This window comes from Bryobacter aggregatus MPL3, assembly GCF_000702445.1.
GTDB classification, from domain to species: Bacteria; Acidobacteriota; Terriglobia; order Bryobacterales; family Bryobacteraceae; genus Bryobacter; species Bryobacter aggregatus.
In genome coordinates this window covers 1,557,123-1,579,728 of record NZ_JNIF01000003.1, presented here as the reverse complement: position 1 = coordinate 1,579,728, position 22,606 = coordinate 1,557,123, and the positions used below count along the sequence as shown (strand labels likewise).

Annotated in this window: 21 protein-coding genes and 1 pseudogene; 15 read left to right on the top strand and 7 right to left on the bottom strand. The window is 59.1% G+C overall.

What is annotated here, in order from left to right:
* Positions 1-3 precede the first annotated feature (3 nt).
* Positions 4-918, bottom strand: a complete 915-nt coding sequence (locus tag M017_RS0107595; protein WP_031497049.1) for a VWA domain-containing protein — start codon at positions 916-918, stop codon at positions 4-6.
* Positions 919-973: 55 nt separating this feature from the next.
* On the opposite strand from M017_RS0107595, the gene M017_RS0107590 reads away from it, so the two are divergent.
* Genes M017_RS0107590 through M017_RS0107560 form a run of 7 tightly spaced genes read left to right on the top strand, consistent with a single transcriptional unit; the run spans position 974 to position 8,051 of the window.
* Positions 974-2,356 carry an SGNH/GDSL hydrolase family protein gene (locus M017_RS0107590; RefSeq protein ID WP_031497047.1) on the top strand — a complete coding sequence of 461 codons (1,383 nt, stop codon included), beginning with the start codon at positions 974-976 and terminating at the stop codon, positions 2,354-2,356.
* Positions 2,337-2,567: an acyl carrier protein gene (locus tag M017_RS0107585; protein WP_031497046.1), complete on the top strand. Its 231-nt coding sequence runs from the start codon at positions 2,337-2,339 to the stop codon at positions 2,565-2,567. Before M017_RS0107590 ends, M017_RS0107585 begins: the two co-directional genes overlap by 20 nt.
* A 4-nt stretch (positions 2,568-2,571) precedes the next feature.
* The gene (locus M017_RS0107580) at positions 2,572-3,498 is read left to right on the top strand and encodes a 3-oxoacyl-ACP synthase III family protein (RefSeq protein ID WP_031497045.1); all 927 of its coding nucleotides are present in this window, start codon (positions 2,572-2,574) and stop codon (positions 3,496-3,498) included.
* A gap of 1 nt (position 3,499) precedes the next feature.
* The gene (locus M017_RS0107575; RefSeq protein ID WP_031497043.1) at positions 3,500-3,856 is read left to right on the top strand and encodes a cupin domain-containing protein; all 357 of its coding nucleotides are present in this window, start codon (positions 3,500-3,502) and stop codon (positions 3,854-3,856) included.
* 9 nt (positions 3,857-3,865) lie between these two features.
* Positions 3,866-5,947, top strand: a complete 2,082-nt coding sequence (locus M017_RS0107570) for a HAMP domain-containing histidine kinase (protein ID WP_051669612.1) — start codon at positions 3,866-3,868, stop codon at positions 5,945-5,947.
* Positions 5,944-7,311 carry a sigma-54-dependent transcriptional regulator gene (locus M017_RS0107565; protein ID WP_031497039.1) on the top strand — a complete coding sequence of 456 codons (1,368 nt, stop codon included), beginning with the start codon at positions 5,944-5,946 and terminating at the stop codon, positions 7,309-7,311. The genes M017_RS0107570 and M017_RS0107565 overlap by 4 nt, the downstream gene beginning before the upstream one ends.
* A complete protein-coding gene (locus tag M017_RS0107560) occupies positions 7,311-8,051 on the top strand; it encodes a GNAT family N-acetyltransferase (protein ID WP_031497038.1) in 741 nt (246 codons plus the stop codon). Before M017_RS0107565 ends, M017_RS0107560 begins: the two co-directional genes overlap by 1 nt.
* Positions 8,052-8,058: 7 nt before the next feature.
* Here the strand turns inward: M017_RS0107560 and M017_RS0107555 are convergent, their stop codons facing one another.
* Positions 8,059-9,003, bottom strand: coding sequence for a hypothetical protein (locus M017_RS0107555; protein WP_031497036.1), 945 nt, complete (start codon positions 9,001-9,003; stop codon positions 8,059-8,061).
* A gap of 168 nt (positions 9,004-9,171) precedes the next feature.
* Positions 9,172-9,435 carry a GlsB/YeaQ/YmgE family stress response membrane protein gene (locus tag M017_RS0107550; RefSeq protein ID WP_031497034.1) on the bottom strand — a complete coding sequence of 88 codons (264 nt, stop codon included), beginning with the start codon at positions 9,433-9,435 and terminating at the stop codon, positions 9,172-9,174.
* A gap of 129 nt (positions 9,436-9,564) precedes the next feature.
* Between M017_RS0107550 and M017_RS0107545 the strand changes: the two genes are divergently transcribed.
* Positions 9,565-9,900, top strand: a complete 336-nt coding sequence (locus tag M017_RS0107545) for a BON domain-containing protein (protein WP_051669610.1) — start codon at positions 9,565-9,567, stop codon at positions 9,898-9,900.
* Here the strand turns inward: M017_RS0107545 and M017_RS29920 are convergent, their stop codons facing one another.
* Positions 9,901-11,058 (bottom strand): LysM peptidoglycan-binding domain-containing protein, encoded by a 1,158-nt coding sequence (locus tag M017_RS29920; protein ID WP_051669608.1) that lies wholly within the window; start codon positions 11,056-11,058, stop codon positions 9,901-9,903.
* A gap of 100 nt (positions 11,059-11,158) precedes the next feature.
* Positions 11,159-12,364 carry a transglycosylase SLT domain-containing protein gene (locus M017_RS0107535; RefSeq protein ID WP_031497030.1) on the bottom strand — a complete coding sequence of 402 codons (1,206 nt, stop codon included), beginning with the start codon at positions 12,362-12,364 and terminating at the stop codon, positions 11,159-11,161.
* Positions 12,365-12,469: 105 nt separating this feature from the next.
* Between M017_RS0107535 and M017_RS0107530 the strand changes: the two genes are divergently transcribed.
* The 7 genes and pseudogenes from M017_RS0107530 to M017_RS0107500 all read left to right on the top strand — a co-directional run bounded on the left by M017_RS0107530 (position 12,470) and on the right by M017_RS0107500 (position 19,528).
* The gene (locus M017_RS0107530) at positions 12,470-13,108 is read left to right on the top strand and encodes a TetR/AcrR family transcriptional regulator (RefSeq protein ID WP_051669606.1); all 639 of its coding nucleotides are present in this window, start codon (positions 12,470-12,472) and stop codon (positions 13,106-13,108) included.
* A gap of 2 nt (positions 13,109-13,110) precedes the next feature.
* Positions 13,111-14,427, top strand: a complete 1,317-nt coding sequence (locus M017_RS0107525) for a TolC family protein (RefSeq protein ID WP_162179856.1) — start codon at positions 13,111-13,113, stop codon at positions 14,425-14,427.
* Complete coding sequence (locus M017_RS0107520) at positions 14,424-15,593, top strand: HlyD family secretion protein (protein ID WP_031497025.1); 1,170 nt, start codon at positions 14,424-14,426, stop codon at positions 15,591-15,593. Before M017_RS0107525 ends, M017_RS0107520 begins: the two co-directional genes overlap by 4 nt.
* Positions 15,594-16,511 carry an ABC transporter ATP-binding protein gene (locus tag M017_RS0107515; protein WP_031497023.1) on the top strand — a complete coding sequence of 306 codons (918 nt, stop codon included), beginning with the start codon at positions 15,594-15,596 and terminating at the stop codon, positions 16,509-16,511. It begins immediately after the preceding gene.
* Positions 16,508-17,209: pseudogene (locus tag M017_RS0107510) on the top strand (ABC transporter ATP-binding protein); the annotation flags it as partial. The gene M017_RS0107515 and the pseudogene M017_RS0107510, both read left to right, overlap by 4 nt.
* A 35-nt stretch (positions 17,210-17,244) precedes the next feature.
* The gene (locus M017_RS0107505) at positions 17,245-18,375 is read left to right on the top strand and encodes an ABC transporter permease (RefSeq protein ID WP_031497020.1); all 1,131 of its coding nucleotides are present in this window, start codon (positions 17,245-17,247) and stop codon (positions 18,373-18,375) included.
* Between the two features lies 1 nt (position 18,376).
* Complete coding sequence (locus M017_RS0107500; protein ID WP_031497018.1) at positions 18,377-19,528, top strand: ABC transporter permease; 1,152 nt, start codon at positions 18,377-18,379, stop codon at positions 19,526-19,528.
* Here the strand turns inward: M017_RS0107500 and M017_RS0107495 are convergent.
* Together M017_RS0107495 and lpxB are read right to left on the bottom strand one after the other, a co-directional pair.
* Positions 19,525-21,471 carry a M1 family aminopeptidase gene (locus tag M017_RS0107495; protein WP_031497017.1) on the bottom strand — a complete coding sequence of 649 codons (1,947 nt, stop codon included), beginning with the start codon at positions 21,469-21,471 and terminating at the stop codon, positions 19,525-19,527. The genes M017_RS0107500 and M017_RS0107495 overlap by 4 nt on opposite strands.
* Complete coding sequence (lpxB, locus tag M017_RS0107490) at positions 21,434-22,585, bottom strand: lipid-A-disaccharide synthase (protein ID WP_051669602.1); 1,152 nt, start codon at positions 22,583-22,585, stop codon at positions 21,434-21,436. The genes M017_RS0107495 and lpxB overlap by 38 nt, the downstream gene beginning before the upstream one ends.
* Positions 22,586-22,606: the final 21 nt, after the last annotated feature.

Here is a 22,606-nt window from a genome sequence, read left to right as displayed (position 1 = left end):
GGCTCAGGGCCGTTTTGGCCAATAGCCGTCGCGGGTTTGTACGACCAGTCCCTTTTGCCGGGTGCTCAGGTGGATCTTGCGGAAGGCGGGAAAGCCGACCGGGATGTCGGAGACATAGCCAATGCTGTATTGGCTGCGCAGTTCCTGCTCGATGGCCTGGAAAATGGCTTCGATCGTCATTTTTTTTGAGACTTCGAAGAAGCCGCCGCCTGTCTCTTTGGCCAGCCGGGCCATCACTGCGTGCCCGTTTGGCACCCCGAAGCCGAGGCTGTAAAAGGCCGGGTCAGTGAAGTACACCGTATAGACGAGGGTGTCGGCACGCAAGGCCAGCTCGATCGCTGTGGCGAGGGTCTGGTCACTGGACGAATCGACGCCGTCGGACAGCACAATCAGCGCTTTACGCCCGGTTTCTGCTTTCATCAGTTCGGCACCTGACCCAATCGCGTCGAAAAACGCGGTTCCCGATCCGCCCGCCGCGCGCAGCTCCTTGCGGGTGGGAGTATCGATGTCGTTCAGAATGCCTTCCAACTGCGAACGATTGCTGCTGAAGCCGAGGCGGACCCGGGCAAGGGTATCGAACTGAATCAGGAAGACCCTGTCCAGTTTCTCGCGCAGCACCTGATCGAGAAAACGGTAGGCCGCGGCTCGTTCCGCGGGGATCACTTTCTCCTGGCTCATGCTGGTGTCAACGAGCAGACCGAGGCGAAGCGGCAGGTCGGTCTGTTGCGAGAAATAGCGAATTTTTTGAGGTTTTCCGGTTTCGGTGAGGATGAAATCCTCTTCGGTCAGGTTTTGGATGAGCTGCCCACGCTTGTCGCGCACAGTAGCCAGCAGGTTGATGACATTCACGTTACTGGAAAACGTGGGGTCCTGAGCGAAGGCTGGACTAGCCAGGAGAAGAGCGCGGCGGGAGAGCATCACTGCTACGACGATGCCAGAGGCTCTCCGGTTTTGCGAAGATTAAAGTGGAATTATGCTGCGCGGATTCACATTGGCGGCAGGTGCGGTGCTATTGGCAGGTTTGCTGACCGGCGCCACCAAGAAGGCGCCCGCGAAACCGACAGCAAAAAAAGTCTCGAGCAGCACAAAGAAGTCGAGCGCGAAGAAGACCACAAAGAAACGCGTTGTGGTGGCCAAGCCGCCTGTGGTGAGCGCCAAAGTGAAAGAGGCGTCCCAGGAATACGTGTCGGGCGCGATGGATGCCGTTGCCGCCGCAGCGATTGAGAACTCAGCCGCATTGGTGCCCTTCTATGAGCAGCTCTGGCAAATGGAGCAGAGCAAAGAGAAGAATCTCCATGTGCTGCAGTATGGCGATTCCCATACGGCCAGTGACGATTGGGCGAACCAGTTGCGTGTTCTGTTTCAGGGACGTTTCGGAAATGGTGGGGCTGGTTACAGTATTGCGGGGCGGCCTTTCGCCGGTTACCGCCGCTATGACGTCAAGAGCGGCCAGAGCACACGTTGGGAGACCGAAGGCCTGTTGACCAAGGGATCTGACGGCTATTACGGCCTGGGCGGCGTCTCGATTGCGGCCCAGCGGGCCGGCGAGACGGTGTACCTGGATGCCGAAGGGCAGAATGTGGAGTTGTCCTACTTACAGCAACCGGGTGGCGGCAAGTTCCGGGTATCGATCGATGGCACAGAGACTGCCACCATCAGCACCGACGGACCGTTGGGCCCCGGCTATTGGAGTATGGCGACGCCCGAAGGTCTCAAGCGCTTTACCGTCGAAACGCTGAGCCATGCGCCGGTGCGTCTGCTCGGCTGGGTGACAGAGCGCAACCAGGGCCTGACCTGGGAGACACTCGGCATCAATGGCGCGCAGGCGAATCTGAGCTTGCGTTGGGAAGAGAATCAACTGCGCGAACTGGTGGCCAAGCGCAATCCGGGCCTGATCGTCTTCGCCTATGGGACCAACGAGGCCAGCAACCGGGATTGGACTCCCGAGACCTACCGTGCGATGTTCCGCGGTGTGCTGCAGCGTTTTCGCGCGATGGCTCCCGGGGCTAGTTTCCTCGTGGTGGGACCTCCTGATCGAGCGCAGCGCGTCAACCGGGCCTGGGTACCTGTCCCGAAGCTCGATATGATCAGCGAGGCACAGCGCGCCGTTGCCTTGGAGATGGGCTGCGCGTTCTGGGATTTACGGGAAAGAATGGGTGGCAGCGGAGCCATTCAGCGTTGGGTTTACGCGGGTTTTGCGCAGGGTGATTTTGTGCACCTGACGGGCGCTGGCTATCGTCTGGTGGGCGAGACCCTCTATAAGGACCTGATGGCGCACTACGAAGAGTTCCGGCGCATCCGGCAGAAAGTTTTTGGCGACAGTACTGGCAATAACAATGATTCAAAACAAAATTAGTGAGATCGTCGCGACAGTGGCAAAGAAGCCCGTCAACATCGCTTCCGATGAAAGTCTTTTTGATAGCGGGCTGCTCGACAGCTTTGCGCTGACTGACCTGGTGACGGCACTCGAAGCCGAGTATAAGATCAGCGTTCCCGATTCTGACTTGAACCCCCGTAAGTTCGACACGATCGACAAGATCGTCGGCTACGTTGAGGCGCATCAATAGATTCATGGCTTTTCTGCGTGGGTTCGGCAAGTATCTTCCGGAGCGCGTGGTCGGCAATGCCGAAATCGGCGCGCAAATTGGAGCCGAGCCGTCCTGGATTCACGAGATGTCGGGCATCGAGGAGCGGCGCTTTGCCCGCGCAGGGGAAACGGTAGCAGAGATGGCTGCCGCCGCAGGCAAGGACGCGCTGGAGCGCAGCGGTGTCGGGGCGGAAGAACTGGGCTTGATTCTGGTTTCGAGCGGCAGTGCCGAGCGGCGCTTTCCGGGGCCGGCAAGCGAAGTGCAGCACCGATTGGGCGCGGCGCAGGCGATTGCGATCGATGTTCCGATGGCCAGTGCGGGCGCGCTATTTGCCCTGGCCCAGGCCGAGATGTGGGCCGCGCGCGTGGGCAAAGTCTTGGTGGTGGCCGCGGAGAAGATGAGCGAGATTGCGCTGACGCCGCCGATTGAAAAAGGGACGGCCATGCTGTTTGGCGATGGTGCTGGCGCGGTTCTGGTCGATCGCGATCAGGGTGTGGCGCGGATGGTCGATTTTGAACTGGGTAGCGATGGCGCAAGTGCGCTGGAGCTACGGCTCGATTTCAATGCGCCGGTGTACATGAACGGGCGGATGGTGATCATGCACGCCGCGCGAAAGGTACCAGCTGCGATCCTTGCCGTGCTGCGCCGCGCGGGCCTGGAGGCCTCTGATGTGCATACCTTTCTGATGCACCAGGCGAACTCGAATCTGATCACGAGGATCGCTCAGACTCTTGGGGTCGAGGGCGGCAAGTTTTATTCGAATATTGCCCGCTATGGCAACACCAGTTCGGCCTCAATGCTGATTGCGGCCTGCGAGTGGGATCATCATTTTGCCGCCGGAGATCAAGTGGTGTTTGCTGCCTTTGGGGCTGGTTTCCAATGGGGCGCGCTGTTAGTAGAAGGAGTTTAGAATGCCGAAATTGATTGCGGCTCCCACCACGATTCCGGTTCCGGGTGGCAAGCGCATCGACGAGTATGCCGGGCAGGTGAACAATCAGGAAGAACGTCTCAGCGTCGCTCATATGCGCAGCCCGAGCGGCTGGTCGGAACCGGGCCAGACGCCAGAATTCGACGAGTACACCGTGGTGTTGCGCGGCGCAATGCGCGTTGAGCATCGGGAGGGTGTGATTGATGTGGCCGCAGGCCAGGCGATCCTCACCACTGCGGGCGAATGGATCCGCTATTCGACCCCCGGGCCTGAGGGTTGTGAGTACATTGCGATCTGTTTGCCTGCCTTTACCCTGGATCGCGTGCACCGCGACGAGTAAAGTGGGGCTATGAAGCAGAAACTGCTTTACGGCGTCGGCACCTTGCTGCTGACCGTGCTGGTGGGCCTCCTCGTGTGGCAAGGCAGCTTCAGCTTTGGAGATTTTGCTCCGGCAGGGCCGCAGCAGGTCACCATCTTTTGGGCTGTCTCGACGGTCGTCTTTCTGCTCACGGTGCTGATTGGATTTCTGCTCTTTCGCACCTTTGTCAAAATCTATCTGGAGCGGCAGCGCAACCGCGAGGGTTCGCGGCTGCGCACCAAGCTGCTGGTGGCGGCGCTGGGCATCACGATCCTGCCGGTCTTTTTCTTTGCTCTCTTCAGCGTCTATGTGTTGAATCGCAATCTTGATAAGTGGTTCAGCCGCCCGGCGATCAGCGCGACCAACACGCTGGTAGGGATGTCGATGGCGCTCGAGCGGGGCGCCGAGGGCAAGGCGACGGCGCAGGCGGAGCTGCTAGCCAGCCGCCCCGAGGTGCTCGATTACGCCAATGGCAACGAAGCCGGGCTCGCACGGATCCAGAAGTTCTGCGTCGACCATGGCATCGCCGAGGCGATGTATGAGAACAAGGAGGGCCGGCGGCTGCCGCTGTGCTCCACCAGCCGTACCTCCACCCGCGAACATGCGATGCGCGCCGCGCTGCCCGATCTGTTGGGCACGGTCTGGGTGCGGGCGCATCTTGAAGCAAGCGCCGAGGCCGAGCACCAGAAGCTGCTCGATAGCATTGCGCAATACGACCAGCTTGCTGTCAGCAAGCGTGAGCTTTGGCAGTTCTACTTATTGTTGCTTGCGCTGATTTGCCTGTTCATTCTGTTTCTCTCCACCTGGGCGGTGTTGCTGTTGGCCAAGCAGATCAGCGTTCCGATTGCGGAACTGCTGAAGGGCGCCGAGGAAGTGCGTCAGGGGAATCTGACCTATCGTCTGGAGACGAAAGCGGCCGATGAGTTGGCGACGCTGGTGAGCGGCTTCAACGACATGACACAGTCCTTGGAGGCGAACGATAAGGAACTGGAACGCCGCCGCCGTTTTACGGAGGCGATTCTAGAGAACATTCCTACCGGAGTCGTGTCAGTGGGGGCCGAGGGCCGTGTGCTGCGCGTGAACCGGGCGATGCGGGAGATCTTTCCGGAGATGGAGGCGGAGCTATCCTTACGTCTCGAAGACCTCTTTCCGAAGGAAGAGGCCGGCGAGTTGCGCTACATGATGAAGCGGGCCCGGCGCACGGGAATCGCAATGGGGCAATTTGAATTTCTGAAAGAGGGCCGCCGCCTGCATCTGGGGGTGACGGTTTCGACTGTCGAAGAGAACCCGGGCTCGCCCTTTGTCCTTGTGATCGAAGATACCAGCGAGTTGCTGCGCGCCCAGAAGCAGGCGGCCTGGCATGAGGTGGCGCGGCGTGTGGCCCATGAAATCAAGAATCCGCTGACGCCGATTGCGCTCAGTGCGGAGCGGATTGCCCGGCAACTGGATCGGGCGGCGATTCCTCCGGAGAATGCGCGTGTGCTGCGCGAGTGTTCGGCGCTGATCAGCCGCGAGGTGGAAACGGTACGGACGCTGGTGGACGAGTTTTCCCAGTTCGCCCGCTTTCCGGCGGCGCAGATGGCGGCTGTCGATTTGAATGGTGCGGTGGAGAACGCGATGCGTGTCTTTGAAGGACGTCTGGAGGGCATCACGGTGGATCTGGAACTCTCTCCCGATTTGCCGCTGGTGCATGCCGATGGCGAGCAACTCAAACGGGTGGTGGTCAATCTGGTGGACAACGCGGCGGAGGCAATGCACGAAGCGCATGTCAAACGGCTCTATGTCGGGACGCATCCCCTTGGAAACGAAAGTGTGGAGTTAGTTGTCTCCGATAGTGGGAGTGGTGTGTCCAAAGAAGATCGCGAGAAATTGTTTCTCCCTTACTTTTCCACGAAGGGGCGGGGCACAGGCTTAGGCCTGGCGATCGTGAATCATATTCTGAGTGAACACCACGCGCAGATTCGAGTGGAAGAGAATCAGCCGATTGGCGCGCGATTTGTGATCGAGTTACCGGCCTGGAGCGAACGGGAATCGGATGCGCTGCAGGATGGAAAAGTGGAGGCGAGAGTTTGAGGCATATCCAGATTCTGGTGGTGGACGATGAGCCAGGGATTCAAGAGTCGCTTCGGGGGGTGCTAGAGGACGAAGGCTACTCCGTCAATACCGTGGGGCGCGGAGAAGATGCCTTGGAGGCTCTGTCCAAACGCAGCTACGATGTTGTTCTGCTCGATGTCTGGCTGCCGGGCATCGACGGTCTTGAGACGCTGCAACGCATCCAGCAAATGCCGTTGACCGACCGGCCGAACGTCGTGATGATCAGCGGCCACGGCAATATTGAAACGGCGGTGCGGGCGACCAAGATGGGCGCCTTCGACTTCCTGGAAAAGCCGCTCACCATCGAGAAGGTGACGATCACCATCCAGAACGCAATCAAGCAGCGGAAGCTGGAAGTAGAAGTGGAACGGCTCAAGGGCGCGAGTGGCGAAGAGCGGCGCATCCTCGGCGAGAGCGTTCCCATGCGCGCGCTCCGGCAACAACTGGAGTTGATGGCCAGAACCAATGGCCGGGTGCTGATCTTTGGAGAAAGCGGCAGCGGCAAGGAGTTGGTGGCACATGCGATCCACCGGATGTCGCCGCGGGTGCAGGGCCCCTTTGTGGAAGTGAATTGTGCCGCGATTCCAGAGCATCTGATCGAGAGCGAACTCTTTGGTCATCGGCGCGGCAGCTTTGCCGGTGCGGGCGATGACAAGATCGGGAAGTTTGAGCGCGCCGATGGCGGAACGCTTTTTCTTGACGAAGTGGGCGACATGAGTTTGAAGACCCAAGCGAAGGTGCTGCGGGTTCTCGATGAGGGACGCTTCCAGCCGCTGGGCGCGCAGGAGAGCATTCGTGCGGATGTCCGCGTGATTGCCGCAACCAATAAGAATCTTGAAGATGAGATTGAGCGCGGCAACTTCCGCGAAGACCTGTTCTATCGGTTGAATGTCATTCCCTTCCACGTTCCTCCGCTGCGCGAGCGCGTCGAAGATATCCGCTTGCTGGCCGATCACTTTCTGCATGAATTTACAACCAGCTATGGCCGCAAGGCGAAGGAACTCACGCCGGAGGCCTACCGGGTGTTGGACGAATATAGCTGGCCCGGCAATGTACGCGAACTGAAGAATCTGATGGAACGCATTGTGATCATGAATCCGCAAACGCGTGTTGAGGCAAGGCAGATTCCTTTGAATGCGGCCAAGCGAAATCTTCCGGAGAGGCCACTGGAGCGCTTTGGGAGTTTGCAGGAAGTTCGTGAGGCCGCCGAGCGCGACTATATTCTGAAGAAGCTGGATGAGACCGGCGGCAATGTGACCAAGACCGCGGAGTTACTCGGCTTGGAGCGCAGCCATCTTTACCGTAAGATGAAAGCGCTCGGAATCGGGCCGAAAGAAAACTAGTGCAGCGGGTAAATTTTGAGCCGTCGGCGGCGGCTGTGATGCGGAGCTTTGCCGAAGCGAGCGCAGGCGAATGGATTGACGTCGCTGGTGGCGTGGCGGGCTATTGCGGGGAGGGCTCTCCGGTGAATGCCGTCAAAGGCATGAGTCGCGCGCCGGTGCGTGAAGAATTGGATCAGATTATCCGCTTCTATTTCGATCGTAAGATGGACGCGCTAATCGAAGTTGCTCCCTGGGTGGAAGAAGCAAGTGCGGCGCTTTTGCAGTCGTGCGGCTTTGAGCGGGTGGCGGTGGAAGATGTGATGGCGCAACGAAGCAGCGCCATGGAGAGAGTTGAGGGTGTGGAGGAATGCCGCGATCCCGAAGCGTGGGCCCGGCTGATGAGCCACAGCTTTTTTGGCGGTATCTCGGAGTTATCGATGGCGGTGGGCCGTACGATATTCCACCTGGGAGGCTCGCGGAGCTTCGGTATATGGCGGGACGGCGAGATGGTGGCCGGGGCTAATATTTTGTATCCATCCGGGGTGGCTTTGTTTGCCGGCGATGGCACTCTGCAGGCGCATCGAGGGCAAGGCTTGCAGCAGCGTTTGATTCGCGACCGGATGTGCCTGGCCTTCCAGGCGGGAAGCGAATGGATGCACGCCGAGGTCGAGCCCGGCGGCGGATCGCAGCGCAATTACCAGCGTTGTGGTTTTACCGTTGCCTATTCGCGGATGCATTACCGCAAGCCGTTCCCGGCTTGAAGAATTCTTACAGACCCTTCGGAAACCACTGGGCCAAGGTCTCGCGCAGATTGTCGAGATCCACCCAGCCCTTCATCCAGGCTTTGTTGCCAAACTCGCCATCGATTTGCCCGGTCGCATAGAACTTACGCCGGACAAAGCCGGATTGCCAACCGTTTCCCTGTCCACCGTCGGCGGTGACCCAGGAGTTTCCTTCCGCGCTGATGATCATGCCGACATGCTGGAACTTCGCCTGATTCTCAAAGTTTGTGAGGGTGTAAATATCTCCGGTCTTCGGGCGGTTGGATCCGGAAAAGGGCACCCAGATTCTCTTTGCCGGGTTGTACTTCTGGTCGACGGCTTTGGCAAACTCTTCCCACTGCGTCATCGGACTGGTGAGATAGAGCTTGCCCAGCCCTGGAACTGCAATCTCAAAGGCGCCGCGCTGCGGGGGACCGAGCACCGGCATCCGGCGCATGACGCGCCCGGGGAACTCTCCACATCCTGTTCCTCGCGCACCCGGTGCAGGGACACCCTTCGATAACTCTCCCGGCTTCGGCAGCAACTGCTCGGCAATTTCTTTCGCTTTCGCCCGTACCGGCGTCAGAGAGCCGGAAGTATTTGCAATGGCTGCCACCGCCAAAGGCGAAGAGCGCAGGATGCGCCATCGGATCTCTCCATCCTTGTAGGCGGGCAGAGCTGGCGCATAGGCGCGTCCGGTACCGGCACGATGAGCCAGATCCTGCTCGCCGGTTGGAGCGGCGTGGAGGATAACGGTGCAGTCTTTCTTGCGCGATCCCAAACCGTCCAGCAGCCAGATCACTCCGGACGGCCGGACGTCGAAGACGCCGCGGTCAGAGAACATGACGTGGTTCCACTTGGCAGCCGCAGGCGGGATGCTCCAGGTTCTGGTTGTGAAATCGAGCTCCAGCTCGGCAGAGTTCTTGTCGTTAATTGTGGCGGAAAGAATCATCAGTTGCTTCTCACCAGAACATGCGCGATGAGGCCGTATTTTCAATCACGAAACGAACAAAATTTTTAGCAAGAACTCGACAAAACAGAAGAGGCCGGGATCGCAACCCGGCCTCAAAAGTTCCCAGTAGGAAGATTGGTGAGAAGAATAGATAGAGTGCTAGCAGGGCTAGACCGAGGCGGTAGTACCCCGTGAAAACATGCGATAGGCAAGCAGAATCACTACCGCTCCTAACACGGACATGATCCATCCCGCGGCTTGGCCATTTTGATAGAGGCCCATGAGTTGGCCCACCCAGCCGCCGAGCATTGCTCCACCGATTCCCAGCAAAATAGTGACGATGAAGCCGCCAGGGTCTCTCCCTGGAGTCACAAGTTTGGCAATGACGCCAACAATCAATCCGAATACGATCCATCCGATTGCACTTGACATTATTGTGGTCTCCTAGCTCTTATCGAGCACGTTGCCTGCCAAACAATCTTTCTTCTGCGCTCCCGTCCCGCCACTTGTAACTGATCGGGCGGGGAGTTGTCCTACAGGGGAATTCGCAAGGAGATTCGAATGAAACTTGAAATGGCTCTTTTGATCGCGGTCGCGATCGCTACGGTGGGTTGCTCTGAACGGCAGCAGGAGAATACCAAGCGCGACGTAAAAGAGGCGGCGAGATCGGCTGAGCGTGAGATGGATGACGCCGGTACGACGACTGCCGTGAAGACAAAGTTGGCTGCCGACGTTCGTCTCTCGACCTTGACCTCGATCAATGTCGACTCCGTCGGCAGCACTGTCACGCTGAGCGGCCACGTTCCTACTGCCGCAGACAAGCGGAAAGCAGAGGAAACGGCGATGTCTGTGAGTGGCGTTACGAAGGTTGTGAATAACCTCGAAGTGAAGCCGTAGTTATCGTTGCTTCAACTGCGGAATCTTCAACACTTGGCCCGGGCGGATGAGGTTGATGTTTGGCCCAATCGTTTTCCGGTTGGCCATGTAGATCAGTGGGTACTTCATCTTGTTGCCGTAAGCGCGTTCTGCAATTTTCGAGAGCGAATCGCCTGACTTCACGGTGTAAGTACCGCCGGGCAGAGGATCTCCTGCTTTGATATAGACCGGATCCATGTGTAGTGTCCTGCGGGGTGCAGGACCGGGTGCGGCTGGGGCCGCTGGGGTAGAAGGGGACTCTTCGCTTTGCTTGTAGGCCTCAAAGAGTTCTTCCGTTGTTTCCTGATCGTGAGTAACGGTAGCCAGGACTTCGATTGCCAGAGTGGCGATTCCCTTGGGGCCGACAAACTTCATGAAGACATCTTTGATGGCAAAGCCCTCATTGAAAGAGGCCACTCCGCTGCGGCTGTACTTTTTCGCTAACTCCTCCACCGTATTGAAGACCTCCGGCAGCTTGCCCAGGCGGCCTCCACGATCCATGATCCTGACCCGGCCCAGGGCATCCCGGAACGCATAGACGCGATGCGCCCCGCCTCCGACGAAGTTCACGCCAAAAGTGACGACACTGCCATCGCGGGGCACCGCACGTTCGATGTCTTTCCAAGACTGAAACTTCATCACCGGACCCATCGCCACTTTCAGCTTTGTTAAGAACGCTCTGAGTTGCCCGGCGTTGGCGGCCCCGGTTTGTTCGAGGCTCATACCCAGTTCTTTTGCCAGCTCGTGGACGCCTGTGTAGGCTCTTTGCCCGGTCTGCCGGAGCGCCTGCGTTGCGGAAACATAAACGCAGCGGCCGCCGCCCGGGTCCACAATGAGTTTGACCATGCGGCTGCGAGCCACGACTTCCTTGACGATCTTGGCGCCTTTGCCCACTGTTCCGACAATGGATAAGGCCCGTAAGGCATCGGTGGCAACTCCGCCGACCGTGCCCTCGGCCGCTCCTTCTCCCAGCCGTAGCACGTCGACTGAGCCCTTGCCCAGATCCATCGCGGTTGCGACCGTCGTTGCGACGATCACGCCGAAGAGGCCTGGGTTCTCATCGACAAAATCATCCAGAGCTCTTTTGGACTCTCTATGTTGCTTGTCCCACCAATCAGCAATGTCTGAAGCTGTGCGCATCGGTACTCCTCGCATCAATACGCGGAAGAGAACAGGAAAATGGGCGCAAAAGCTTGGGCTGCTTCTGGGCTGGATGGGTAGAAGCGGATCTCCAAAGGGACTAGCGGGAAGTGATCCACGGTGTGTTCATCACGGAGAGTCCATTCAAGACTGCAGCCTTCTCGATGATGTCCCGCGCATGGAGTGCTGCCGAGCGGACGCCTTCCTCATAACGCATATTGGGTTTGCCGGGGCCGCCATTGTAGGCTCCGACAGCAAGCGTGACATTGCCCTTGAAGTGGTCGAGCAGCGTACGAAACAGGAGGCCGGCATAGGTGGTCAGAATCTCCGGATCGAGGTTCTTCATTTTCAGTTGGCGGGGTGGACGCAGGCGGGCGGGCAGCTTGGTGTAATCCCGCTTGTCTGCCAGATAGTGTTTATGAACCTGCCGCAGCGTCTGGCGTGTGATCTGCCAGACTCCGGCAGAATCGTTGAGGACACGAACCCGTCCGTTACGGCGTTCGAGCACGATGTCGTCTTCGGCGGCTTGCCGCTTCCAGATGCTGTGCTGCAGGTCTCCGCGCACATTCATATAGTTGTTCTCGATGGCGCCGATGCCGAGGAAAAACTCGAGAGGCAGGTGATAGAAATCCGCCACCAAAATGATGTCTTCGGCGATGCGGTGTGCATCTGAGGGGGAGAGCACCTGCGGTACAGGTTCGAGACCCTTGCGGATCCTCGGGTCAGTAGTGGATTTGAATCGAATGAAGCGTTGGGCCAGCGAGCGGAGTTCTGTTGTCGAGAGGTCTTCCATCTTCTTGCGAACGGGAAGGTTATAGGCAGATTCAAAGAGATGGGTCTGCTTGCGATCGATCTCCAACTGCGAGACCGGAATCAGATTCCACTCGATGCCTTCGAAACGATCCCGGCTGGAAGCTGCCGCCAACTGGGCGACACGATCGATTGAGGGAATCATGTCGTCAGAGAGAACGAGAAGCACTTCGTAACGGGCTTCTTCGCCGTCCTTGTGGTAGCGCAGAACCAAGTCCTCTTGGGCCAATGGTCCGGTGGAGCGATAGTGTTGGAACATCAGGTAGGCAAACAGCTCATCCCGGAAAGATGCAATCTTTGTGACAAAAACAAAGCCAGGGAATCGCAGGCGAAATTTGCCATTCGCTTCCATCTCCAGTGCCGGAGGCGCCGCAGGAGCGAGCGGGAGAAGCTCGATTCGCCACCTCCAGGCGAACCAGCTTCCGGCGGCAAACAGCAGCAACGCGATGAAGGCCCAGACAGGGGAGAAGCGGCGGTGGTTTGTCGTCTCTGGCAATCAGGCTCTCTCCTTGCTTAGACGTACCTGTGGAGCGGACGCTTCGCGGTTGGCGCCCCACACGGTTCCATTTGAATCTTTCTGGGTGTAATATCAAACAAACGTATGAATGAATCGAAGGTTCGAGAAACGAAGGAGCGGATTCTCGATGCAGCGGAGCGCTTGTTGGCGCAACAGGGCATTCCGGCGACCTCCCTCCGCCAGATCACCGCAGAGGCGGGAGTGAATCTGGCGGCGGTGAATTACCACTTCCAATCGAAGGATGAACTCACCCGGCAAGTGTACACACGGCGTCTGCGCCCGATGAATGCGGAGCGTCTGCGGCGCCTGAATGAACTGGAGACGGGAGAGCATAGCCTGGACGAATTGCTCGATGCCTTCTATGGGCCGGTGTTGGATACGGCGATGGCTTTGCGGGAGCGCGGTGTAACAATCGGGCAGTTTCTGGGTCGGATCTACACGGAACCGCATGCGGTTGTGGAACAGATCTGGTCCAGCGAGATGGCAGAGGTGGCAAACCGCTATCTGCAGGCTTTTGGCCGTGCGCTGCCGCATCTACAACCTGTCGAGGCGATGTGGAGAATGACCTTGACGATCGGCGTGCTGGCCCATACGCTGGCTGCCGAAGAGAAGATCTCCCGTTTGAGCTTGGGGCAGCTGAATCTGGGCGATCGGGCTGAGGTACTCCGTCAATTGAAGCAATATGCGAAAGCAGGCCTGATGGCCGCGAGTTTGGAGGGATGAAGATGCGAAGACTGGTGTGGCTTCTGGCTCTTCCGCTGTCGGCCGCAATGATGCCGTTGAGCCTGCCGAAAGCGATTGAAATTGCCACGGCTCCGAATGGCAATTTGCGCCTGCAGATCACGCGCGAAACGATCGCCCAAGCAGAGGCGCGGCGACGTCAGGCTTTGGGCGCCTTTCTGCCGAATCTCGATGGCTCGATCTCCGCTTCCAGCCAGACGCAGAACCTCGCCGCCTTCGGATTTCAGTTGACGAGCGTTCTGCCGTTTACGATTCCGACCTTTGTTGGACCTTTTACGGTGGTGGATTATCGCGTGTCGGCAACGCAGAGCATTCTCGATCTCTCCGCGATCGAACGCTACCGGGCGTCGAAGCTGCAGCGCGAGGTGGCCCGGGCGGAGACGAGGAACACGACAGAGCTGACCATCCAACAAGTGGCGCGCGCCTATGTTCTCCAACTGAAGGCGGAAGCCAGTGTGGATACGGCAAAGGCAAATGTGGATCTGGCCGAGCGCCTTGTGCAACTGGCGGAATCGCAGAAGCGGGCCGGTACCGGAACGGGAATCGAGGTGACGCGCAGCCGGGTGCAGCTCCAGAACGAGAAGCAACGCCTGATTGCCGCCCAGAATGACCGCGAACAAGCGAGCCTCGACTTGAAGCGTGCGATCGGAATCGATTTGGCGCAAGAGATTGAACTCACCGACCGGATGAACGATGGGAGCGATGCGGCAGTGACGGCCGAGGCGGCGGTTGAAACGGCGCTGGAGCAGCGTCCAGATCTGCTTGCGCAGCAGCGCAGGCAAGGGGTGGCACAACGGAATGTGAAGAGCATTGCGGCCGAGCGCCTGCCTTCGCTTGCGGCCAGTGGCGCTTATGGTGTGATCGGCAACGGCTCAACGATGGTGCCGACGCGGAGCGTCGGCGTTGCTGTCCGCGTCCCGATCTTTGATGGAGGCCGCCGGGAAGCGCGGATTGCCGAGGGCGGCGTGCTCGAGCGGCAAGAGCGGTTGCGGGTGGAAGACCTGCGCAAACAGATTGAGCTCGAAGTGCGGGTGGCGCTGAACAATGTGAAAAATGCGCGGGCGCAAATTGAAGCAGCCCGGCTGGGCTTGGAACTGGCCGAGAACGAAGTGGAGCAGGCGCAGCGGCGCACGGAGGCGGGAGTGGCGAATAGCGTTGAGTTGACCGACGCGCAGACGCGTTTGGCACGGGCGCGCGATAACAATCTGGGCGCGCTGTATCTATTCAATCTGGCGCGGATCGATGTGGCGGCAGCGACAGGAAGCATGGAGCAAGCAGTGGCCGGGATGGTGAAGAAATGAAGCGTGTGATTCCGATTGTGATTGTGCTGGCTGTGCTTGTGGGCGGCTATTTTGCCTGGAGCCGGATCAAGCCCGAAGACGAGAACATTCTGCGGCTGAGCGGCAACATTGAGTTCCGCAAGATTGATATGTCCTTTAAGACCGCGGGTAAGCTCATCGAATTGACCGTCGATGAGGGAGACAACGTCAAGCAGGGAATGCTGATTGCGCGGCTGGACCGGGAACAGATGACGCGCATGCGCACCCGCGACCATGCTGGCATCGGTGTGGCGGAATCGAATCTGAAACAGCTTCACACCGGCATCGAGTACCAGCGGGCGTCGATGGAGAGCGAGCTCGGTTTGCGGCGTGCCGAACTGCGGCAGGCCCAAGCAAAGTTGCAGGAGTTGCTCGATGGTTCGCGGCCGCAGGATATCGCCTCGGCGCGTGCAGTGCTGAACGATGCGAAGGTGGCGCGCGACCAAGCGCAGCGCGACTACGAACGGGCGCAGAAGCTGATCGAGAAAGAAGACATCAGCCAGTCGCAATTCGATCAGTTCCGCTCGCGCTTTGAATCAACCGTGGCGCAAGTGCAGAACGCGGAGCAGCGGTTGGGCCTGATTCTCGAAGGGCCGCGCAAGACGGACATCGAATCGGCACGCGCGGCGGTGGCCCGGGCTGATGCGGCCATCCGGATGACGGAGGCGCAGAAGCTGGAGATCCTGCGCCAGGAAGAAGATCTGGGCGCACGGCGGGCGGATCTGGTGCGGGCGCGGGCGAGCGTCAGCGTGATCGATTCGCAACTGGATGATACGACGATCTTCTCTCCGGCCGACGGAGTGGTGCTGGTGAAGAGCGCCGACCCGGGCGAGGTGCTAGCGGCGGGCACACCGGTGGTGACGATCGGGGAGATCGACAAGCCCTGGCTCCGCGGCTACATTCCCCAGGCAAAGCTGGGCCGCATCCAGTTGGGGATGCCGGTGCGGGTGCGCTCCGATTCCTATCCAAACAAAATCTACAACGGAAAGATCAGCTTCATTGCGAGCGAAGCGGAGTTTACGCCGAAGCAGATCCAGACCAATGAAGAGCGCGTGAAGCTCGTTTACCGCATCAAGGTGGACATCGAAAACTCGCAACGGGAACTGAAGCTGAATATGCCGGTGGATGCGGAGATCCAACTGAAGTAGATGAGCAACGCAGTGGAGGCCCGGGGATTGTCGCGCCGCTTTGGCACGATCGAGGCCGTGCGCGATTTGAGTTTTTCTGTCGCAAGCGGCGAAGTGTTTGGCTTGGTTGGGCCCGATGGCGCAGGCAAGACGACGACGCTGCGGATGCTGTGCGGCTTGATCGATCCTGATGCCGGCGAGGCGACGGTGGCCGGTTTTGCTGTGCAGAAGCAACTTGACCATGTGAAGGACGCGATCGGCTACATGGCGCAGAAGTTCGGACTCTATGGCGACCTGACGGTGGAGGAGAACCTCGACTTTTACGGCGATCTGTTCGATGTGACCGGACAGGCACGTGAGGATCTGAAGTTGAAGCTGCTGCAGATGACGCGGATGGAACCTTTCCGGTCCCGCCCGGCGGCAAAGCTGTCCGGCGGCATGAAGCAGAAGCTGTCGCTGATGTGCACGCTGTTGCACAAGCCGCAGATTCTGTTTCTCGATGAGCCAACCAATGGCGTCGATCCGGTGTCGCGCCGGGACTTCTGGCTGATTCTCGATGATCTGGTGAAAGACGGGCTGACCGTGGTGGTGACGACGGCCTATCTTGATGAAGCGGAGCGCTGCCATCGTATCGGGATGCTCGACCGTGGCAAGCTGGTGCTGATGGGCAGCCCGGCGGAGCTCAAAGCCTCGCTGCCGGAGAAAGTGTATGCGGTGCGTGGGGGCAACCTGCGCGCCAACAAGCAGATCTTTGCGGCGCGCAACGGGGTGATCGATGTGGAACTGAGCGGTACCGAACTCCATCTCTATCTCGCTCCTGATACCTCGATCTTTGAGGTGCTGGGAGACATGGACGTCGATGCGGAGCGGATTACGCCGACCCTTGAAGACGTACTGATTGCCGAAGTGCGGCGCATCAACCGGAAGCTGGCAGCATGAGCGAAGACACTGTCATTCTGACCGACCTGACCAAGCGCTTTGGCGACTTTGTGGCCGTCGACCATGTGAGTCTGCGGGTGGCCAAGGGAGAGATCTTTGGTTTTCTCGGACCCAATGGCGCGGGCAAATCGACGACGATCCGTATCCTGTGCGGCTTGCTTGCTCCCAGCAGTGGCAAGGCAATGGTGGCCGGTTTCGATGTGGCGAAGGAACCAGAGAAGGTGCGCGCGAGTATCGGTTACATGTCGCAGAAGTTCTCGCTGTATGACGACTTGAAGGTGGAGGAGAACATCGATTTCTTCAGCGGCATCTATGGCGTACCCCGCGACAAGCGAGAGGCCCGCAAGCGTTATGCCATTGAGATTTCGGGTCTTGAGGGCCGCGAAGATTCGATGACCCGAACCTTGCCCGGCGGGCTGAAACAGCGGCTGGCGCTGGGCTGCGCGATCTTGCATGAGCCGCCGATTGTGTTTCTCGATGAGCCCACCAGCGGTGTCGATCCGATTGCGCGGCGGAGCTTCTGGGATCTGATCTACCAGTTGAGCGAAGCGGGGCAAACCGTGTTTGTCACGACGCACTATATGGATGAGGCCGAGTACTGCCATCGCGTGGCGCTGCTGTACAAGGGCAAGATGGTGGAGCTGGGTACGCCGGCCGAGCTGAAAGCGAATCTGGGCAAGCAGAGTATGGAAGAGGTGTTCATCGAGAGCATCGAGCGTGAGGACGCTGCCGCATGAGTTTTCGACGCTGGTGGGCCATCACGCGCAAGGAGTTTCTGCATATCGTGCGGGATCCACGCAGCTTGTATATGGCGCTCGCGATTCCGCTACTGCTGCTTCTGCTCTTTGGCTATGCGCTGAGTCTCGATGTCGATCAGGTGCCGACGGCGGTTTATGACCTGGACCGCAGTTCCGCCAGTCGCGATCTGATCGAGCAGTTTCGCGGTAGCCGCTACTTTCGGATTGTGGCTGACGTTGCGACGCCGGCAGACATGAATCGCAGCATCGATCGTGGCACGGCACTGGTGGGGGTGCTGATCAATCCTGGCTTCGGCGACGACCTGAAGGCGGGCCGCGAAGCGAAGGTGCAACTGGTGCTCGATGGCAGCGATTCAAACACGGCCAGCATCGCGCTGGGCTATGCCACCAGCCTGGTAGCGCTCTACGGCGCGCAGCTTCGGGTGGAGGGACAGGAGCGTTTGGGCGCTCCGAAGGCGAAGGGGATTGACGCGCGGATTCGAGTGATTTTCAACAGCGATCTGAAGAGCCGCAACTACATCGTGCCCGGCTTGATCGCCGTCATCCTCATGATCATTGCCGCGGTGCTCACCAGCCTGTGCGTGGCGCGGGAGTGGGAGAACGGCACGATGGAGCAGTTGCTGTCGACCCCGTTGCGGCCGGTGGAATTCCTGCTGGGCAAGCTGGCGGCCTATTTCGCGATTGGCATGGTGGACATGGTGATCAGCATTCTGACCGGTGTCTTTCTGTTCGACGTGCCGCTGCGCGGTAGTGCGGTGCTGCTGATCGTTTCCTCCGGGATCTTTTGCTTTGGCGCGCTGTGCTGGGGCATCATGCTTTCGACGGTGACACGGCAGCAGGTGGTGGCTTATCAGGTGAGCATGCTGTCGAGCTTCCTGCCCGCCTTCTTGTTGAGCGGCTTTATTTACTCGATCGATACGATGCCGCGCGTGATCCAGATCATCTCGCATATCTTCCCCGCCCGCTACTTTGTGACGATTTTGAAAGGCATCTTTCTGAAGGGTGTCGGTGTGCAGATTCTGTGGCAGGAAATGATGGCGCTGGCGATCTACAGCATTGTTGTCTTCGTGTTTGCGGTGCGCAAGATGCGGGCGAAGGTGGCTTGAGATGTGGGAACGAATTCGGGAAATGATTCGGAAAGAACTGCGGCAAACGCTGCGGGAACCGCGCATGCGCGCGATGCTGATCATGCCGCCCTTGATGCAGTTGCTGATCTTCGGCTTTGCAGTCAATCTCGATGTCGAGCACGCCAAGCTCGCCTGGATGGATCAGGACAATACGGTGGAATCGCGCGAGCTGCTCGATGAGTTTACCGGCTCAGGGCGCTTCACGGTGGTCCGCCAGGTGGCGCATGAAGAGGACACGCAGCATGTTCTTGATTCGAGCATGGTGGATGGCGTGGTGCGCATCCAGCCGGGCTTTGCCGCCGATCTGGCGCGCGGCCGTGCGGCTGCGGTGCAGGTGCTGGTCGATGGGTCGAACTCGAATACGGCGAATCTAGTGTCGGCACAATGCACGGAGGTGATCAGCCGTTTCTCCGCGAAGAAGTTGGTAGAGCTGCAACGGCAGAAGATGGTGGGCCGCGCCGTCGATGGGCCCTTGCGCGCCGCCTTGCCGAATCTGGTGGCCGAGCCGCGGGTGTGGTTCAACCCGGAACTGAAAAGCCGCAACTACTTTGTGCCGGGCGTGCTGGTGAACATCATCATGCTGGTGACGCTAACCCTCACCTCAATGGCGATTGTGGGCGAAAAAGAAGTGGGCACCATGGAGCAGTTGATGGTGACACCGATCCGGCCCATTGAGTTGATCATCGGAAAGACTCTGCCTTTTGCCGCCATCGGTCTGGTGCAACTGGTGCTGGTGACGGTTGTTGCCTTGTTAGTGTTTCAAGTGCCCTTGCATGGCAGCCCGCTGCTGTTGGTGTTCTCGAGCATCTTCTTCATCGAGTGCACGCTGGGGATGGGTTTGTTCATCTCCACCATCTCGGACACGCACCAGCAGGCGATGATGACGACGCTGTTTGTGTTCCAGCCGGCCTTCATGCTGAGCGGCTTCAGCTTTCCCATTCGCAACATGCCGCAGGTGGTGCAGTGGATCACCTACATCAACCCGATGCGCTACTTCATGGAGGTGGTGCGCGGCATCTTCCTCAAAGGCGTTGGTCTCGAGGTGCTTTGGCCGCAGATTCTGATGCTCGCGATTCTCGGCACCAGCATTCTCGGCTTAAGCGTCTTGCGCTTCCACAAGCGGCTGGACTAACGGTCGACGTTCTGACGCTTGTAGGGTTCCTTGACGTACTTGGCTGCTTCCTCAAGCGCGCCCTGCGTGTTGTCCTTGGTGCGGATCGCCTGGTTGTATTCGCTGACGGCGCGTTCGCGCTGGCCGGTGACGTCGAAGATCTTGCCGAGGTGGATGTGGGTCCAGACTTCGGTCCATTTCGGCTCGATGTCGCCATTGAGCACTTCGCGGAATTCGTTTGCCGCAGCCTGGTAGCTGTTGCGCAGGAAGTTGATTTCTGCAACGCGGTAGTGGGCGAGTGAGGAGTTGCGATTCACTTCGAGCGCTTTCTGGTATTCCTTCATGGCTTCGTCAAAGTCGCTGACTTCGGCAAACTGTTCGCCCTTGCGGATGGCGACTGAGACGCGGATCTTGTCGTCGTAGCGCAGCACCTGCATGTCGGGGTCGAGCTTGACTGAGATCGGCTTGCCGAAGGTTTCGACGCTGAACTCAGAGGAGGTGCCCACCACCTCGACGGTTTTCTCTTCGGGATTGCCTTCCGTTTCGATCTTCAACCGAACCGGCATGCGGAAGGTGTCCAGATCCTGCGAGACCTTGCCCAGCACGCGGAAGCCCTTTGCGGTGCGGAAGACGGTGTAGCTGAGCTTGAATTCGGGCGCACCCGAGGATTCAATCCACTGGATGAAGAAGTAGTTCAGATCCTGTCCGTAGACCTGCTCGGCCACCTTGCGGAAGTCGTTGGTGGAGACTTGCTTGTAGGCGAATTCTTTGGTCAGGCGCTTGAGGATCTCGGCGAACTGGTCCTTGCCGACGATGTTGCGCAGCATGTTCAGCACTGCTGAGCCCTTGCCCGCAGTGGCTGCCCAGAATTCCGGCGAATAGTCCTCGTAGCGGGAGCTTTGGATCAGTGGTGGCTCAGGCTGGGTGAGCGCCTCGACGTAGACATCGCGCATCTCCAATTCAACTGCCGAGGCGCCGCCGGTCGATTCAAAGTACAAAGATTCCGAGTAGCGGGCCAAGCCGTTCACGATCCAGATGTGGTTGCGGGACAACGGCGAAATCAGGCCGCCCCACCATTGGCGGGACACCTGGTTGACGATCAGCCGGGTGTTGGGTTCTGAGCCAATGCCGCTTGGCGAAAAGAAGAGGATGCCGGGGGCGGAATAGCCATTCGGGAAGCCCTTGAAGGTCTCTACCAGCGTGAGGTTGACGGCGGGCGGGCGGCCATTCAGATCGGAGAGAAAGTTCATCGCCTTGGCCACCATCTCGCCGGTGGGCTTGGCCATCGCCAGGTTCTTGAACCAGACCGTGCTGGTGACGCCTTCTGAACTCACGCGCTCCGCATTGCCCTTGACGACGGCAAAGCTGCCGTAGAGGGCGGGCTGCGTCATCTGGAAGCTGTACTTCGCCCGGCCGGCGGCATCGCTCTTGAGATCGACACCCGAGGAGAGGACGCGGAAGTCGGCCGGCACGGTGACATTCAGATTCATCGTGTAGCGGTCGGAGGTGTATTCATTGATTGGGAACCAGCGGGACGGATACAGCATGGCCGCGCCGCTGGCTTCGATCGCGGCAAAGCGGATGCCATAGACCGGACTCTCTTCGCGGCCGTCAAACTTGCCGTCGTAGTCGAAGGTGAGCGTGACGGGCTTACCCTTGGCGAGCGGGACGGGAAAGATCAGCCGGTAGTTGAAGTCGGTGGTCTTTGAGATGTTGATGTTGGCGCCGCTGTCGTCGGTGATCGCGCCAATGCGCATGGCATCGTTGAAGTCGAGCTGAATTGTGGAGAGTCGATCGTCCAATGGGACAAAGCGCATTTTGACTTTGGCTTTGAGGGTTTGGGTTGTGGGGAGAATCTCGGCGTCGATATCGTAGTGTTCGACGTCGATGCGGCCTTTACGGTCTTGCTGCGCAAAGAGCGAAGCACTAAGAAGCAGAATCGGCAGGAGTCGCAATTTTTTCATCTAAAATTTCATCCACAATCCGGGCCCCCAACTCGAATGGATCCTGGTCGCTCCGTAAGACTCGCGCCACTTCCAACAGGCCCCTTTTCATATCATCCCGTTCCTGAGAGCTGTGAAGCAAACGCAGGGTTTCGCGCGCCAGGCTCTCGCCGCTCATGTCGTCCTGCATCAACTCCGGAATCACTCGCTTGCCAGCCACCAAATTCACCATCGTATAGAACGGAATGTCGACCAGGAATCGTCCGATCCACCAACTCAACGCACTCACACGATAGAAGCTGACCGTGGGCGCTCCCAACAGGGCGGCTTCCATCGTGACTGTTCCAGAAGCAGCAAGAGCGACGTCACAGTGTGCCAGCAAATCCCAGCTCCGGCCTTCCTTCACATGGATGGCTGGCGGCAGAGATTGGTTAGCAAAAAATGCGCGGCCGATTGCGGGAGGGGTTCCCAGTACAAACTGGATGCCGGGCATTTGCCTGACGGCGTCGCACAGGGCGGGCAGATGGCGCAGAATTTCGCCGCGGCGGCTGCCCGGCAACAGCGCCACCAACGGCTTGGCGGCGTCGAGCCCGAGTTCGGCATACCAGGCTTCGCGCGAGACGGTGGGCGCAATGTGGCGGGCGAGCGGATGTCCGATGTAGCAGGTGGGCACGCCGCGCTCGCGAAACCAGGCTTCTTCAAATGGAAAGATGCAAAGCAGCTTGCGCAGGTCGCGGCGCATCGGCTTCACGCGGCCCGGGCGCCAGGCCCAAGCCTGCGGCGCCACCAGATACACCACCGGAATGCCCATTTCATGCAGATGCCGGGCCACGCGGAGGTGAAAATCGGGAGAATCGGTCAGAATCGCCAGATCGGGCTTTTCGTCACGCGCTGCTTGCAGCAGTTTCTGGTATTCGCCGTAGATGCCGGGCAGATGTTTGACCACTTCGACCAAGCCGACGACGCCGAGCTTTTCGGCATCGATCACCGGCCGTACGCCGGCCGCCAGCATCTTCGGCTGCGCGCAACCGAAGAATTCGAGATCAGACCGGCGTCTGCGCAGGGCTTCGATGAGGCCGGTTGCGTAAAAATCGCCACTCGCTTCCCCGGCTGAGATCAGGATTTTACGCGCCACTGGAATCCAGCGTATCGCGCT

Excerpts from the sequence above, each read along its gene's own strand:
- M017_RS0107595 (WP_031497049.1), bottom strand. The coding sequence starts at position 918 with ATGCTCTCCCGCCGCGCTCTTCTCCTGGCTAGTCCAGCCTTCGCTCAG.
- M017_RS0107590 (WP_031497047.1), top strand. The coding sequence starts at position 974 with ATGCTGCGCGGATTCACATTGGCGGCAGGTGCGGTGCTATTGGCAGGT.
- M017_RS0107585 (WP_031497046.1), top strand. The coding sequence starts at position 2,337 with ATGATTCAAAACAAAATTAGTGAGATCGTCGCGACAGTGGCAAAGAAG.
- M017_RS0107580 (WP_031497045.1), top strand. The coding sequence starts at position 2,572 with ATGGCTTTTCTGCGTGGGTTCGGCAAGTATCTTCCGGAGCGCGTGGTC.
- M017_RS0107575 (WP_031497043.1), top strand. The coding sequence starts at position 3,500 with ATGCCGAAATTGATTGCGGCTCCCACCACGATTCCGGTTCCGGGTGGC.
- M017_RS0107570 (WP_051669612.1), top strand. The coding sequence starts at position 3,866 with ATGAAGCAGAAACTGCTTTACGGCGTCGGCACCTTGCTGCTGACCGTG.
- M017_RS0107555 (WP_031497036.1), bottom strand. The coding sequence starts at position 9,003 with ATGATTCTTTCCGCCACAATTAACGACAAGAACTCTGCCGAGCTGGAG.
- M017_RS0107550 (WP_031497034.1), bottom strand. The coding sequence starts at position 9,435 with ATGTCAAGTGCAATCGGATGGATCGTATTCGGATTGATTGTTGGCGTC.
- M017_RS0107545 (WP_051669610.1), top strand. The coding sequence starts at position 9,565 with ATGAAACTTGAAATGGCTCTTTTGATCGCGGTCGCGATCGCTACGGTG.
- M017_RS29920 (WP_051669608.1), bottom strand. The coding sequence starts at position 11,058 with ATGCGCACAGCTTCAGACATTGCTGATTGGTGGGACAAGCAACATAGA.
- M017_RS0107530 (WP_051669606.1), top strand. The coding sequence starts at position 12,470 with ATGAATGAATCGAAGGTTCGAGAAACGAAGGAGCGGATTCTCGATGCA.
- M017_RS0107525 (WP_162179856.1), top strand. The coding sequence starts at position 13,111 with ATGCGAAGACTGGTGTGGCTTCTGGCTCTTCCGCTGTCGGCCGCAATG.
- M017_RS0107520 (WP_031497025.1), top strand. The coding sequence starts at position 14,424 with ATGAAGCGTGTGATTCCGATTGTGATTGTGCTGGCTGTGCTTGTGGGC.
- M017_RS0107515 (WP_031497023.1), top strand. The coding sequence starts at position 15,594 with ATGAGCAACGCAGTGGAGGCCCGGGGATTGTCGCGCCGCTTTGGCACG.
- M017_RS0107505 (WP_031497020.1), top strand. The coding sequence starts at position 17,245 with ATGAGTTTTCGACGCTGGTGGGCCATCACGCGCAAGGAGTTTCTGCAT.
- M017_RS0107500 (WP_031497018.1), top strand. The coding sequence starts at position 18,377 with ATGTGGGAACGAATTCGGGAAATGATTCGGAAAGAACTGCGGCAAACG.
- M017_RS0107495 (WP_031497017.1), bottom strand. The coding sequence starts at position 21,471 with ATGAAAAAATTGCGACTCCTGCCGATTCTGCTTCTTAGTGCTTCGCTC.